We start from the raw sequence: 13,114 nt of genomic DNA, 5'->3' as shown, positions 1-13,114 counted from the left end.
CGTGATGCCCTCCACCATCCGGGAGCGAACAAGGCCGTGGTGGTGATAATTCGTTGAGCAAAGATCGCTAAGCGGCGCGAAAATTTCTGGAAGTGAATGCCAGCAACCCGACCGATACAAGCAGGACCCCGTTCGCGGTGCTCGCAATTACCGGTCCCGCGATCTCTCCCAACACCCCAAAACCACTTATCGAAGATATCACGCCCATACTTTGCACCAGGGTCATCATCGCAGAGATCCTGGACGTATGTGATTCTGGTGCCGACTGAACGACCAGGGGAGTCAAATGCATGGCAGCGATGCCATATCCCAATCCCACCAAAGCCGCAGAGGCAAGCGCAAGAGGCATGACAGGCGATAGGGAAAGCACCGCAGCCCCGACACCGGTGATAAGAACACCGGTAGCCGAGGCGACACCAGGCCTCTTGAAGGTGCCGTAGCGCGATGTCATTAACGCTACCGCGAAAAATGCCACATCCTGGACCCCCAGCAGCCATCCGACGTCGTAAGGGCTCCAACCGCGCATTCGAGCCAGAAGTGGCACGAAGAGTGTGGCGATCGGTGCGATAAAGGCCGCACCGCCAGCCATCACTGACAATCCGACCTGTAGGGCAGGAACCTTTGCCGCAAGCTTCAAGCCGTCGCCCGCCTCATGGAACAGTCCTGCTCTCTTCCCTTTTTCGGCCGGTTCAAAGGGTGGGCGCACGAACGCCAGGACGATAAGTGTCAGGACGAAGCTGAAAGCATTCACAATCGCCGCGCCAGAAATTCCGAAGCCGACGGTGAGCACCCCGCCGAGCGGTGCGCCGACAAATCCTGCCACCTGACGACCGGCCTGCTGGACGGCCAGAGCTCTGGACAGTTGCTCCGGAGCCACCAGACGACGCATTATTGAGGTGACCGAGGGAAGATGAAATGCATTGATCAGCCCGGTGATCAGACTGAATCCGGCCAGCAGCCACACCTGCGTACCGAAAACAGTGGCAGCAGCGGCCAAGAGTAGAGAGTTCAGCGTCATGGCGCTAAGGGTGAACCCCATGACTCGCCGGGGACCTGCTCGATCGGCGAGAGCTCCACCGACCAATAGTAGGGTTGCCTGCGGCAAAATTCCGACGGTCAGGGTGATGCCGGCAGCCGCTCCACCGTGGGCAGTCGCAGCCCATGTGAGAGCCACGGTGAAAGCCACACTTCCTGTCGTGGACACCACTGCGGCACAAAGCCATGCCTTGGCACGGAAAGGGATCGCAGGTTTCAACGCCGTACTTGAACTACCTGGCATGACGAGCTGGCTTGATTGTTGATACGAGTTCGCGTCCTGCATCCGTCAACGGCAGCTCGTTCTGCACGGTTGTGTACGCAGCCACCAGGTCATGCATCGCACGCTCGGCTCTCTCAGGTGCCGCACGCGCACCCAGCCGTGCATGCCAGTCGCACAAGCGTGCCAGGACAAAAAGCTGATGCAGTAGCCCTGCAGCGGGCCGGGGGTCTTCGCGCAATGGTGTTTGATATAGTCTGCCATTGTCGTCCTCTAGACATGGCGTGCTTGCCAGAATCCCATTGAGCCGGACGTGTGACGACTCATGGATGATCTCCTCGGCGAGGACGGTCACATTCGCTAAGCTGTCGGCTCGTAAGCAGATCAGGCCGTGTGTGCAAATATCTGCGAAGCCGATGGCATTTCCGGCGGTGAAGAACGACAGACAGGTAACCGTCGTCCGAATTTCTTGGACCATGGCCGGCCAGCAGTCGACGACGAGCCCATGGGCTTGCCTCAGGCAACCATGACAATCCAGCTGCTCGGGTGAATGGAAAACCAGCGTCTCTACGTCTCCCGCCTGCCGGGCTATGCGTATGTGCCGCTCAACGGTAGGTGCGATCACTGGTTCTTCCAGCGGAGTCAGATCAACCGCAAATCCGGCTCTTCTCGCCACGTCACCGGCGCGGCGGCGGCTTTCTTGAACCGTCCTGAGTAAGCCGTTCTTCGAAAGCGCTGGAGGAGTACCGCTCGCTTTCGCCCATGCCAGAGCGAAAGCGGCGGGGTGGGAGAGATCCCCGCCGAGTTCCCGTTCGAGCTCGACGGCGTCGCATTTCAATATGTCCGCTAGCTGTGACCCGAGGAACTGGGAGAGTGCAGCTCTCTCGAGCTGTGCTCTCCCAGCGTCGGGCTGCCAATGCAGCTCCATTGGTCGACTCAGCCGCCGAAAACGTTACCCATGAGTCTCTGCTCGGCCAGTGGGACTTCGGGAAGCTTCGGCACGGTCAGCTTCGGCTCGTCTTTCATTTCTCGTTCCTCCAGCTTCTTGACTTCGCCGGTCGGAGCGATTCGCGCGTACCATGGCGATAGAAGGACCAGGCTCCGCAAAACTGGAGCTGACATCTTGATCGATTTCTGTCAACCAGTGGGTGGCCTCATCGACAAGATGCCTGCGCCTTCACGCAGCAATCGACAGGTCCATCGCGGCCAAACGTGAGCAAATCGCCCATCTTATAGAACCTCTGGCGCCAAATCAATTCTGATCTGCTGGCCTTCCAGTAACAATCCCAAATCCGCAACATCTGGTTCGTTTTCTGGATATGATTCAGCCTGTCGGGCCCGAAAACCCCGATTCGATCTGTGAGCTGCGGTGTTGCTGCGCGATCAGACTGATTCAACTGGCAGGATCGCGGGTCATGTTGGCCTCGTTGTCATACCTGGCAGCGATTCGGATCGGCCAATTCCTGCTGCTGCCCCCGGATCCGGTGGTCGGCGTTCGTGGTGACCTCGGCCACGCTCTTGCGCTGGCACCAGGACGTGGTCCGACGAAAGTGGACCTATCCGCGGAGTCGGCCACAGCGAGCGCTTCCTCATCCAACCGATCGCGCCGCTCGACATTCGCCGACGCGACCGACTGGGCGGTGTCCTGAAGGAGTACCGCCATGCGGCTTGACCTGGCCGGACGAATGATCGGCGCCCGCACAGTCGATCGCAGGATGGGCAATCCGTGTCCGCGGCCGTCAGCTGCGGCCGGCTCGTTCCAGCGCCGCTCGACGCATGGGTGGGACGCGATATTTCGGCGGTAGAGCCGCCCGGACCAGAAGCCGGGTTCCCCGGGCCGACAGTCCGGCGATGACGTCGGTCGCCGGACCGCCCCGACCGCCGTAGAGCCGGCGGGCCCACGGTGGTAGGAGGCCGACAGCGGTCGCGGCCAGGACCCGGTAGGCCCCGCGCGACGGACCGCTCGCGAGTGCGCGCCGAAGAGCCCGGTTGTTCCATTCCGCGGGCACGGGCGGGCAGGTGGCCAGGAAGGTCGCGATGTCGGCTGCTTCCGTAGTCAGGCTCAGTTGCGAACGAACGGCCTCGTAGTAGACCGCCACATCCGCTGCGGTGCCGGGGACCGAGGCGGGGTCGAGGCCGATCAGCTCGGCGCTCCGGCGCTGTTCGGTGTAGTAACGGTCGACCTCGGCGCCGGTCAGCCGGAGACCGGCGCGGCGAACCGTGGTCACGAACGACTCGGCCTCGGCCACGTGCACCCAGCGCAGCAGGTCGGGCTCGTCGATACGGAACACCTCGCCGGTACGCGGGTCAGTTGCCCGCATCCCGGCGTGCAGGCGCCGGACCCGGCTCGCGGCGGCCTCCGCCTCGGCGCTCGTGCCGTACAGGATGGTCCGCAGGTAGACCCAGGTGCGAATGAGCCGGCGCCACGGGTCGGTCCGGTACGAGGAGTTCTGCGCGACCCCCGCGACCGCACGCGGATGCAGCGCCTGCAGGTACAGGCTGCGCAAGCCGCCCAGCGCGACGATCGGCTCGCCGAAGACCTTCCAGCTCACCGAGTCGGGCCCGAACACGCCGATGTCACGGTTCATGAGAGATAGGCAATCCTTGCCGAGGCGCCACGGTGGGCAACGGGATCATCCTCGGTGGCGATGGTACATCGAGCGATCGTCCGGATCGGCGCCTACGCGCGCTTGGTCCGGCTGGACAGGCCCATCGGTATCTGGCTGTTGATGTGGCCGGCGCTGTGGGCGTTGTGGCTGTCGTCCAACGGCGATCCGGACGAGCGCGTGTTCCTCGTGTTCATTGCCGGGACGGTGCTGACGCGTTCGGCGGGTTGTGCGATCAACGACTTCGCGGATCGTCAGTACGACGGGTATGTGGCGCGCACCAAGGGCCGCCCCCTGGTCACCGGCGAGGTGAGGCCGGCCGAGGCGGTCGGGCTGTGTTGCGTCCTGGGCGTCGCTGCGCTCGGACTCGTATCCATGCTGAATCGGCAGACGCAGGTGCTGGCGCTGGCCGGCGGGGTGCTGCTGCTGACCTATCCGCTCATGAAGCGCTTCTTCCCGGTACCGCAGGTGTACCTCGGCGCTGCCTTCACCTGGTCGGTTCCCATGGCCTTCGCGGCTCACGGCGGCGGAATGCCACGGGCGGCTTGGCTCCTGTTCGCCGCCGGGCTGCTGTGGACGGTGGCGTACGACACCATGTACGCGATGGCCGACCGCGACGACGACCGCGCACTCGGCATCCGTTCGACCGCGATCCTGTTCGGCGACGCTGATCGCCTCGTCGTCGGCATCATGCAGGCGGGGATGCTGATCGCCATCTTGCTGGCCGGCCGGGAACTGCACCTTGGAGCATGGCATGTGGGGGGTGTGACAGCCGCCGCCCTGTTCGCGTTGTACCAGCAGTTCCTCATCCGCCGGCGCGGTCGTACGGAATGTTTGAAAGCGTTTGCGAACAACAACTACGTCGGCATGGTGATCTTCGTCGGTATCGCGCTCGAGTACCTCTTCCGGAGCTGACGGCGGGAGCGTCGTCCCTGACCTCGGCTATTCGTGCGCCCTGTCCGATGCCAGAACTGATGAACATGATTTTCCAGACTTGTCTCGTTCTGTTTCGACTTGTGTATCTGCTGGTGGTCAGGGTGTTCGGCCGGCTGGTGAGGCTGTTACCCGCTCGCCTTCGACTGCATCGCATCGTGGCGCCCGGCACGCTGTTTGCCAGGCGTCGCAGGCTGGTCAAGAAGAAGTGGACCTACCCGCCAGGCAGGGCCGGCCTCCAACTTCCGAAGAGATCCGCGAGTGATCCCAGCTCGCGCGTGAGCCTGTATGCGTGCGGCTCGCCAGGCGTTCAGTGTCGGTTCGATCAACGCCCAGCGTGCATCGGACAGGTCCGATCAATTCACACATCTCGGGCCACGACGAAAGCGGGACGAACGACGATAAATCATCATCAGATGCCCACTTACAGCCAGTCGTGTTCGCGTGCGTACCGCGCCGCCTCGTGGCGGGTCCGGGTCTGGGTTTTCTGCATCGCGTTCGAGAGATAGTTGCGCACCGTGCCCTCCGCCAGATGGAGTTGGGCGGCGATGTCGGCGACCGAGTAGCCTTCGCCGGTCGCCCGCAGCACGTCGATCTCGCGGTCGGTGAGCGGGCAGTCGTCGACGAGGGCGAGGGCGGAGACATCCGGGTCGATCCATCGCTTGCCCTCGTGCAGGGTCTTGATGACCGAGACGATGTGCGCCGGTTCCGCGGACTTGCTGACGAAGCCCTGGACGCCGAGCTTGAGCGCCTTGCGGAGCACGCCGGGCCTGGCATGGCGGGTCAGCATGAGGATTATTTGGTCTGGCCGCGCCTGACGGATCTCCGTGACGGCGCCGAGCCCGTCCACACCGGGCATCTCCAGATCGATGACGAGCACGTCGGGCCGGTGCAGCAGTGTGGCCTGTACCGCCGCCTCGCCGTCTCCCGCTTCGGCGAGCACGGTGATCTCGCCCTCGAGCGGGAGCAGTGACGCCAGCGCCTTGCGGAGGAGGGCTTCGTCGTCGGCGAGTACCACGGTGGTCATTGGTTCTCCTGTGCTTCGGAACGTCGGTGCGGGAATGCCGCGGTCGTCAGGAAGCGCCCGTCTTGCTGCTCCACCGTCAGCTCGTCCCCGTTGGCCATCACTCGTTCCCTGAGGGTAGCGAGGCCCCGGAGGGCGGGAAGCGGAGCCTCCTGCGGGCCGTCGTCGATGACGGCGATGCCCGGCTGGGGGAGCGTGATCCGTACCTGCTCGGTCTGCACGTGCCGCGGGATGTTGGTGGTCGGCTCCCGGAGGACCTGGCCGGGCAGTTCGCCTGCGTGTGGGGCGACCTCGGCCTTTCGGTCGACGCGTACGCGGATCTCCCGGAGCTCCTCCTCGGCCCGATGGGCGTCGGCGCGCACCAGCTTCTGGCCGGCGCCGTCGTCGGCTTCACCACGTGCACCGCCGGCACACCCGCGCTCAGGACGGCGGCTTCCCCCCTTGTCCGGGCGTTGAACGCCACGGACATCAAGCCGGTGCATTCGCCGCCGCGTCCTGTCAGCGCGCTCATGCATCACGGGTGGCTCCCCACCAGGCGGGCTCACCGAGCCTCAGTTGGGTGCTGTGTGTCGGGGCTGAGCGGTCATGTCGGCCGTCGGCAGAATTCGCACGGGTCTGGTGTCCATGTGTGGGCTCTCCGGGATCGGACGGCAGAGTCCGCCAGTATTCTTCCCGTCCCGTGGCGGCACCAGTGACACCACGTCATGCGTTCACGCCAAGGATGTCATGGCGAGGTCATGACGTGGTCGCACTGGGAGATACGTGCGGCGACGGCTGAGATCGACGGTATGTCCTCGACACCAGTCATCGACGTCGACCGTCTGAACCTCACCTACGGCGACTTCCGCGCCGTGCGGGACCTGTCCTTCCAGGTGCGGCGCGGGGAGTTCTACGCTCTGCTCGGCACGAACGGGGCGGGGAAGACCTCGACCCTGGAGACCATCGAAGGCCACCGCACGCCCACCTCGGGCACCGTACGGGTCTTCGGGCAGAGTCCGCGCGACCGGCGGGCGGTGCGGCCCCGGATGGGCATCATGCTGCAGGAGAGCGGATTCTCGCCGGATCTGACGGTGCGGGAATCGCTCCGGCTGATCGGAAACCTCACCCAGCGCATCGACACGGTCGAACGCGTGCTCGGCATCGTCGACCTCACCCGCAAGGCCGGCACCAAGGTGTCCCAGCTCTCCGGCGGCGAGAAGCGGCGTCTGGACTTCGCCACCGCCGTGTACGGAGCGCCTGAGCTGATCTTCCTGGACGAGCCCACCACCGGCTTGGACATCCAGTCCCGGGACGACCTGTGGTGCGCGGTGGACCGGCTGCGCGAAGACGGATCCACCATCGTTCTCACCACGCACTACCTGGAAGAGGCTCAGCAGCGCGCCGACCGCATCGGGCTCATGCACAAAGGCACCTTCCACCGGGAAGGGACCGTCTCCGAACTGACGCGCACCCTGCCCGCCGCCATCCGCTTCTCCCTGCCGGCCCCCGCACCCGCGCTGCCGCTGCAGGCCACGCGCGAGGGTGACGGGAAGTACCTCATCGAGACCTTCGGCCTGCAGAAGGACCTGCACACCCTGCTTCGCTGGGCCCAGGACCACGCGGTGGAGCTGCGGGACCTCCAGGGCGGCCCGACCCGGCTCGACGACGTCTTCCGCGCGCTCGGCAGCGACCGGCCCACTCCCTGAATTTCCAAGAAAGGGACCTTTGCCATGCTCTCGATCGCTCTCAGCGAGCTTGTTCAGATCTTCCGGAACCGGCTGGTTCTGGTCACCTGCCTCGTCATGCCCGTGGCGGTCAGCGCGTTCTTCATCTCCCGGCACGAGGTGTTCGCGGCTCTGGGCAGTCTCGGATACATCGCGGCGGTGGTGCTGTTCACGGTGGCGGCGTTCACGCTCTACACCACCACGGTGACCACGCTGGCCTCGCGCCGGCAGAACCTCTTCCTCAAGCGGCTGCGCTCCACCGCGGCGGGCGACACCGGCATCCTCTTGGGGCTTGTCGGTCAAGCCGGCCGGAGTCTGCGCGGCCTGAACGTGACAAAGCCCGGGTGGCGGACCACCCGGGCTTTGCCATGTGCGTCTAGTACGGACGCTGGAGGGAGCGGCCGAGCGCCGGGTCGTACACGCGGCCCGACACCAGGACCCTGCCGTCCAGCACGGTCGGGCGGTACGCCCCGCCGAGCCAGCCGTAACGGACCGGCTGGGAGGGCACGCCGAACTCGTCGTACCCGACCACCGTGGCCAGGCCGGTGCCGAGCTCCAGCTCGGTCCCGACGCTCCCCCCGACGGTGAGCAACTGGAGGCGCACCGATCCGGTCGCGCCGGTGAGCGCGGCCAGCTCCCCGCCGATCCCGGCGACGTCGCGGACGATCGTGCCGTTCGCGGCGGTCCAGGAGGGCTTGTCGCCGTCCGAGCCGTAGTGGTGAACGGTGACGGCGCCCGCCTCGTTCGTCTCCGAGCGGATCCGGCCCGCCGGGTCGCGGGTCCAGGTCAAGCTCTGCTCGCCGGAGGTCATCTTGGCCGGCAGACCGTCGGCGAAGTAGCCGATGGTACGCCCGCCGGGCAGCGACGTGGTCCGGCCTGCCGCGTCGTAGGCGTAGCCGTCGCCGGTCAGCCTGCCGTCGGAGGCGTAGCCATAGCCGGTGATCGACGCGGCCGAGTCGTCGGCCACCGGGCAGTCCTCGTCCGACGACTGCACCGCCAGCCGGGTCCGGTTGCCCGCCCCGTCGTGGTCGTAGCGGCGCAGGGTGCACACCGGGAACGCCATGTCCAGCGCCGACGCGAGCTCGCCCGCCTTGTCGTAGCCGAGCTGCCGCTCGGCCATGAGATCGGTCCGCATGCTCAGCAACTCCTGGCCGTGGACGTTCCGGGCGACCTGGTCGATCATCACCGGGGCCTCCAGGCCGTCCCGGGTGTAGATCCGCGCGTAGCTCTGGCCGCGCTCGTCGTAGCCGACCTGCAGGTGCAGGCCGCCCGGCAGGTCGCCCTCGGTCTGGCGTCCCTCGGCGTCGTAGCGCGCGGTGAACGTGCCCGCGACCGAGTCGGTCACCGAGGTGGCCAGGCCGCGCGGCTCGACCTTGGCGTCGTAGCCGTAGGTCCTGGTGGACGGGGACGAGTCCGTGACCTTGACCGGGCGGTCGAGGTCGTCGTACTCGGTGCGGGTCAGGCCGCCGTCGGCGTCGGTGTGGGAGATCACCCGGCCGAGCTTGTCGTAGGCCGTGACGACCTTCTCCGTGCCGCGCCAGCGCTGGGCGGGCCGGCCGGTCGCGGGGTCGTACCCGAGGCCGATCTCGGCCTCGCCGCCCGCCTTGGTGGCGGTGAGGCGGCCGGCGGTGTCGCGCTTGAAGGTGGTGGCCGTGTCGCCCTCGGTCACGGTGGAGGCCAGGCCGGAGGCGTCGTAGGTGTACGTGCGCCCGCCGTCCTGGCACACCAGGCCCGCCCAGTCGGATCGCCCGCCGCACGGCGCGCTGCCGGTCGCGGTGTAGAGCACGGGGCCGGCGACGGTGGTGGTGACAGCCTTGCCGGCGGGGTCGCGGACCGTCTTGATCTGCCGCCCCGTGGCCCAGTCATAGGTGATGGCGGTGGTGCGGACGTCCGCGTCCGGCTTGGACTCGCGCCCGACGACCACCGCGCCGGTCTTGACGGTGGTCGGCAGGTCGCGGGCCACCGCACCGGCCGGCCGGCCCTCGTCGTAGGTGTTGACCGTACGGGTCCTGGCGCCGATGGCGTACCCGGCGGGCAGGTCGTCCACGTCGGACTCCAGGTTGATGATGTGGACCGGGCTCAGCTCCTCCAGCTTGCGCCGCCCGGACGCGTCATAGACCGAACGGGTGGACAGCAGCTCGGCGCGCTCCTCGGGCTCGTAGCCGGTGATGGCGAGTTCGGCGAGGCGGAAGTCGGTGATGTCGCGCTGCGACAGCTCCCGGTTCGCGGCGGTGAGCTCCCGCACGACGTGGCCGAACCGGTCGTAGCCGGTTGCGGACAGGTGCCCGCCGGGCGTCAGGACGTTGACCGCCCTACCCGACTCGTCCAGGTACGTCACCGTGGCGGCCAGCCCCGGCGGCTGCACCGACGTCGCGGTCACGGGCGCCACGGCCTGGCCCCACGCCGTCACCTCCTTGGCCGTCACGTCGGCCGGGCCGCCGGCCGCCGTGGTGAGCGGCACCCCGTACACGACGGTGGTCTTGGCCTCGCCGGCTACCTGGTCCGCGGTGCCGGGCTTGAGCGTGGCCCGGGTGACCGTGCGCAGCCGCCCGTCGCTCTCGTACGCGAAGATCCACGGCAGCTCGCCGGGCGGGGTGAGCGTGGAGACGCGGCCGGCGGAGTCGTAGCCGTAGACGGTCTTCAGCGCCGGGCTGATCCGCGGGTCCCACGCCTCGGAGAGCCGTCCCGCGCTGTCGTAGCCGTACTGGGTGATCACCGTGCCCTGCAGAGAGACGGTGGACAGGCGTCCCGCGGTGTCGTAGCCGAGCTCCAGCGGGTGCCCCGACCTGGTGATCGACTTCAGCCGGCCCTGGTCGTAGACGTAGCCCTCGGGGGCGTACAGGTCGCCTTGCTTGATGAACGTGGTGACCTCGCCGCGCGCGTCGGTCAGCGTGTACGTGCCGGTGAGGGTCAGGTTCTCGGCCCCGGGCTCCGGCTTCCAGCCGTCCGCGGTCTTGGTGAACTGCACCGGCCTGCCGTCGGCCCGCGTCACCTCGACCGAGGTGGCCGAGGTCTCCTTGAGCACGGGCACCGGGAGCGACCAGCCGGCCTCGCGGGAGGAGGCCGTGCGGGTGAGCGTCAGGCCGAAGGGTCCGCCCGCGGTGGTCTGGAGGCGGTAGCCGCCGGTCTGGAGGTTGAGCACGCCCGGCCCGACCTCCTTCGTGGCGGCCCGGGTGGCGCGGCGGTCCACCACGACCTCGACCGGCTGGGACTCCGCCGTGGTCGTGCCCGTGACGACCGCGCGCACCTGCACCGCGGCGTCGCCGAGCTGCGTGCCCGCGTCCCAGGTCAGGCCGGACAGCCTGCCGGGGGCGGCGACGGGCCACGCGGTCAGCGGCTTGCCGTCGGCGCCGGTGACGTTCGCGACGGGCAGGTCCGCCCAGGCATCGGTCTCGGAGCGCCGGTACTGGAACCTGGCCTGCGTGAACGCCGTGCCGGTGACGGCGAGGGGCACCTTGGCGGTGCTGCGCAGGCCGTTCACGGGCGCGGTGAGCGAGGCCACGGCCGCGCCGGTCCCGACGTTGAAGGTGTAGGAGGTCGTCGGGGAGGCGTTGCCGGCCTTGTCGATGGTGTAGACGCTGAGCGTGTGGGCGCCCGTCGTGGCCGGGGTGAGCTTGGCGGCGACGGCCGCGCCGGTGGTGAGCACCTTGGTCACGGCGTCGCCGTCGAGCTTGTAGGCGATCCAGCCGGCGTCGGTGTTCGCCGGGGTGAGGGTGAACGTGCCGGCCTTGCCGGCGTCGCCATGGTAGGTCCCGTCGTTCGGGTAGTCGGTGGAGGCGGCCTTGGGGGCGGGCGGTTTGACGGTGTCGACGGAGAAGTACGCCGTCTGCCAGAGCTTCGAGACCAGCGAGCCGTCGTGGGCCCACGACCGGAACATGTACGACTTGCCGTGGGCCAGCTTGCCCGCCGGCACGTTCGCGCCGGAGAAGCCGTTGCTGGCCACGTACGCGCCGTAGAGGTCGTCGATCAGCATCGTCGAGCCCTCGTACAGGTCGAACTTGCCGCGGACGTTGCCGCCGTCGGGATCGCGCACGTGGTTGCGGAGCTGCGGGGTGAGCGTGTTGGTCCAGAGCGTGCCGTCGTAGTCGGTGAACGGCGAGACCCAGGTCGAGACCGGGGTGCTCGGGTAGGAGTTGTACGTCACCGAGACGACCGGCACCTTCGACGAGGCGTTGCCCGAGTTGAACCGCTTCCAGGCGTACTTGTCCGACTCGTTGGCGGCCCGCAGGCCCATGCCGGACTCCTTCCAGCCCTGGTCGGCATAGTGCTGCACCAGCGAGGTGACGTTGGCGCTGACCCAGCCGTCGGCGCAGCCGCTGCCGTAGCCCTTCGTCTCGCTGGAGGAGGCGTACTTGGCGGCCATGTGCGGGCCCGGGTAGCGCGACGACGTCGAGGCGCGGTCGGCCGACCAGACCTCCCACGAGCGGGCCTCGCACGACCACGAGTGGAAGTTCCAGAGCTTCAGCGTGGCCGAGATGATCTTCCTGCCCGCGATGCCGGGGGTCTTCCACGTGATGAACGACTTGGCGACCTGGCCGCTGCCGTTGTTGCCGATCTTGAGCTCGGTGGCGCCCGACTGGTCGGTGCCGTAGCCCTCCTGCACGAACGTGTCGAAGACCTGGCCCAGGTTGAGCGTGGGGTCCACGGTGACGGGATACGTCGTGGCGGGGTCGTTCAGGAAGGCCGCGTCGGGGGTGAAGACGAGGTCGCGGCCGGAGACCTTCATCCCCACCGGAGCCCGGCGCAGGTGCTCGCCGGAGATCGGGTGCGTGGCGGCGTCCCACATCTCCGGCGCGGGGATGGTGACGGCGACCTTGCCCTTGGCGTCGACCAGCTCCGCCCCGCCGCCCTTGGCCTCGCGCGCCGTCAGACCCGGCGCCTTCAGCGTCAGCGTGTACGACAGAGGCGCGGCCGGGCGCGACTTGAGCAGCAGGAACTGCTCGGCGCCGGTCCGGGTGGCGGTGACGACCAGGTCGGCGCCCGGCATGGCCTCCGCGTACGTGGCCGTCTCACCGGACAGGCCCGGCACCGGCAGCGCGCCCTTCCACTGCAAGGTGACCTTGGCGGAGCCCTCCCCGATCGTGATCAGGTCGGTCGCCGCGGTGTTCGCGGTGGCCTGCCGGGCGCTCAGCCCGGCGCGCCCGCCGCCGAAACGCAGCTTGCGGCCGTGGCCGCGTGGCACGATCTCGCCCGACGCGGTCCTGGTGAGCGCGATGTCCACCGGGGCCCACCCGCCGTCGCCGCGGTAGCGCACCGGACCGGCGAAGGAGTCGACCGTCAGCGTGCCGTCCGGGTTGGCGTAGGTGGTGGTGGTCTCGGTACGGGCGTCCGCGACCTCGACCCGGCGGCCCGTCAGGCGGGCGGACAGGCGGGCGGAGGCCTCGTCGGGCGCGCTCGGCTCGGCGGCGACCCGGGCCGGGTCACTGGGGTCGTCCACGGCCTGGGTGGCGGCGGGCGGTTCCGCGGGCGGTTCTGCGGCGGCCGGCGAGGGGGGCACAGCCAGCGGAAGAAGTAAGAAGGCGAGACCACCGGCGAGGGCCCGCGGCAGGAGGGCAGACATGGGGAGCTCCGAGGTAGAGCGACGCCCCCGCCG

Annotated in this window: 9 protein-coding genes; 2 read left to right on the top strand and 7 right to left on the bottom strand. The window is 68.0% G+C overall.

The window, feature by feature from the left end:
* Positions 1-67: 67 nt before the first annotated feature.
* The 3 genes from ACWDRB_RS41270 to ACWDRB_RS41260 all read right to left on the bottom strand — a co-directional run bounded on the left by ACWDRB_RS41270 (position 68) and on the right by ACWDRB_RS41260 (position 3,843).
* Entirely contained in the window at positions 68-1,279 is a 1,212-nt protein-coding gene (locus ACWDRB_RS41270; protein WP_449903471.1) for an MFS transporter, read from the bottom strand.
* Positions 1,269-2,183 carry an aKG-HExxH-type peptide beta-hydroxylase gene (locus ACWDRB_RS41265; RefSeq protein WP_449903284.1) on the bottom strand — a complete coding sequence of 305 codons (915 nt, stop codon included), beginning with the start codon at positions 2,181-2,183 and terminating at the stop codon, positions 1,269-1,271. Before ACWDRB_RS41265 ends, ACWDRB_RS41270 begins: the two co-directional genes overlap by 11 nt.
* 811 nt (positions 2,184-2,994) lie before the next feature.
* A complete protein-coding gene (locus tag ACWDRB_RS41260; RefSeq protein WP_449903281.1) occupies positions 2,995-3,843 on the bottom strand; it encodes an oxygenase MpaB family protein in 849 nt (282 codons plus the stop codon).
* A 60-nt stretch (positions 3,844-3,903) separates the two neighbouring features.
* Between ACWDRB_RS41260 and ubiA the strand changes: the two genes are divergently transcribed.
* Entirely contained in the window at positions 3,904-4,776 is an 873-nt protein-coding gene (gene ubiA, locus ACWDRB_RS41255; RefSeq protein ID WP_449903469.1) for a 4-hydroxybenzoate octaprenyltransferase, read from the top strand.
* 442 nt (positions 4,777-5,218) lie between these two features.
* Here ubiA and ACWDRB_RS41250 read toward each other — a convergent pair whose 3' ends face one another.
* Complete coding sequence (locus tag ACWDRB_RS41250) at positions 5,219-5,821, bottom strand: response regulator transcription factor (protein WP_449903279.1); 603 nt, start codon at positions 5,819-5,821, stop codon at positions 5,219-5,221.
* Positions 5,818-6,336 carry a hypothetical protein gene (locus ACWDRB_RS41245; RefSeq protein WP_449903277.1) on the bottom strand — a complete coding sequence of 173 codons (519 nt, stop codon included), beginning with the start codon at positions 6,334-6,336 and terminating at the stop codon, positions 5,818-5,820. The genes ACWDRB_RS41250 and ACWDRB_RS41245 overlap by 4 nt, the downstream gene beginning before the upstream one ends.
* A gap of 270 nt (positions 6,337-6,606) precedes the next feature.
* On the opposite strand from ACWDRB_RS41245, the gene ACWDRB_RS41240 reads away from it, so the two are divergent.
* Entirely contained in the window at positions 6,607-7,503 is an 897-nt protein-coding gene (locus tag ACWDRB_RS41240; RefSeq protein WP_449903275.1) for an ABC transporter ATP-binding protein, read from the top strand.
* Positions 7,504-7,556: 53 nt separating this feature from the next.
* Here ACWDRB_RS41240 and ACWDRB_RS41235 read toward each other — a convergent pair whose 3' ends face one another.
* Both ACWDRB_RS41235 and ACWDRB_RS41230 read right to left on the bottom strand, forming a co-directional pair.
* Positions 7,557-7,709: a hypothetical protein gene (locus ACWDRB_RS41235; RefSeq protein WP_449903273.1), complete on the bottom strand. Its 153-nt coding sequence runs from the start codon at positions 7,707-7,709 to the stop codon at positions 7,557-7,559.
* A 188-nt stretch (positions 7,710-7,897) separates the two neighbouring features.
* On the bottom strand, positions 7,898-13,081 hold the full coding sequence (locus ACWDRB_RS41230; protein ID WP_449903271.1) for a DNRLRE domain-containing protein: 5,184 nt from the start codon (positions 13,079-13,081) through the stop codon (positions 7,898-7,900).
* Positions 13,082-13,114 lie beyond the last annotated feature (33 nt).

It is taken from the genome of Nonomuraea sp. NPDC003707 (genome assembly GCF_053587055.1).
This window is presented reverse-complemented; position numbering and strand designations above follow the sequence as displayed.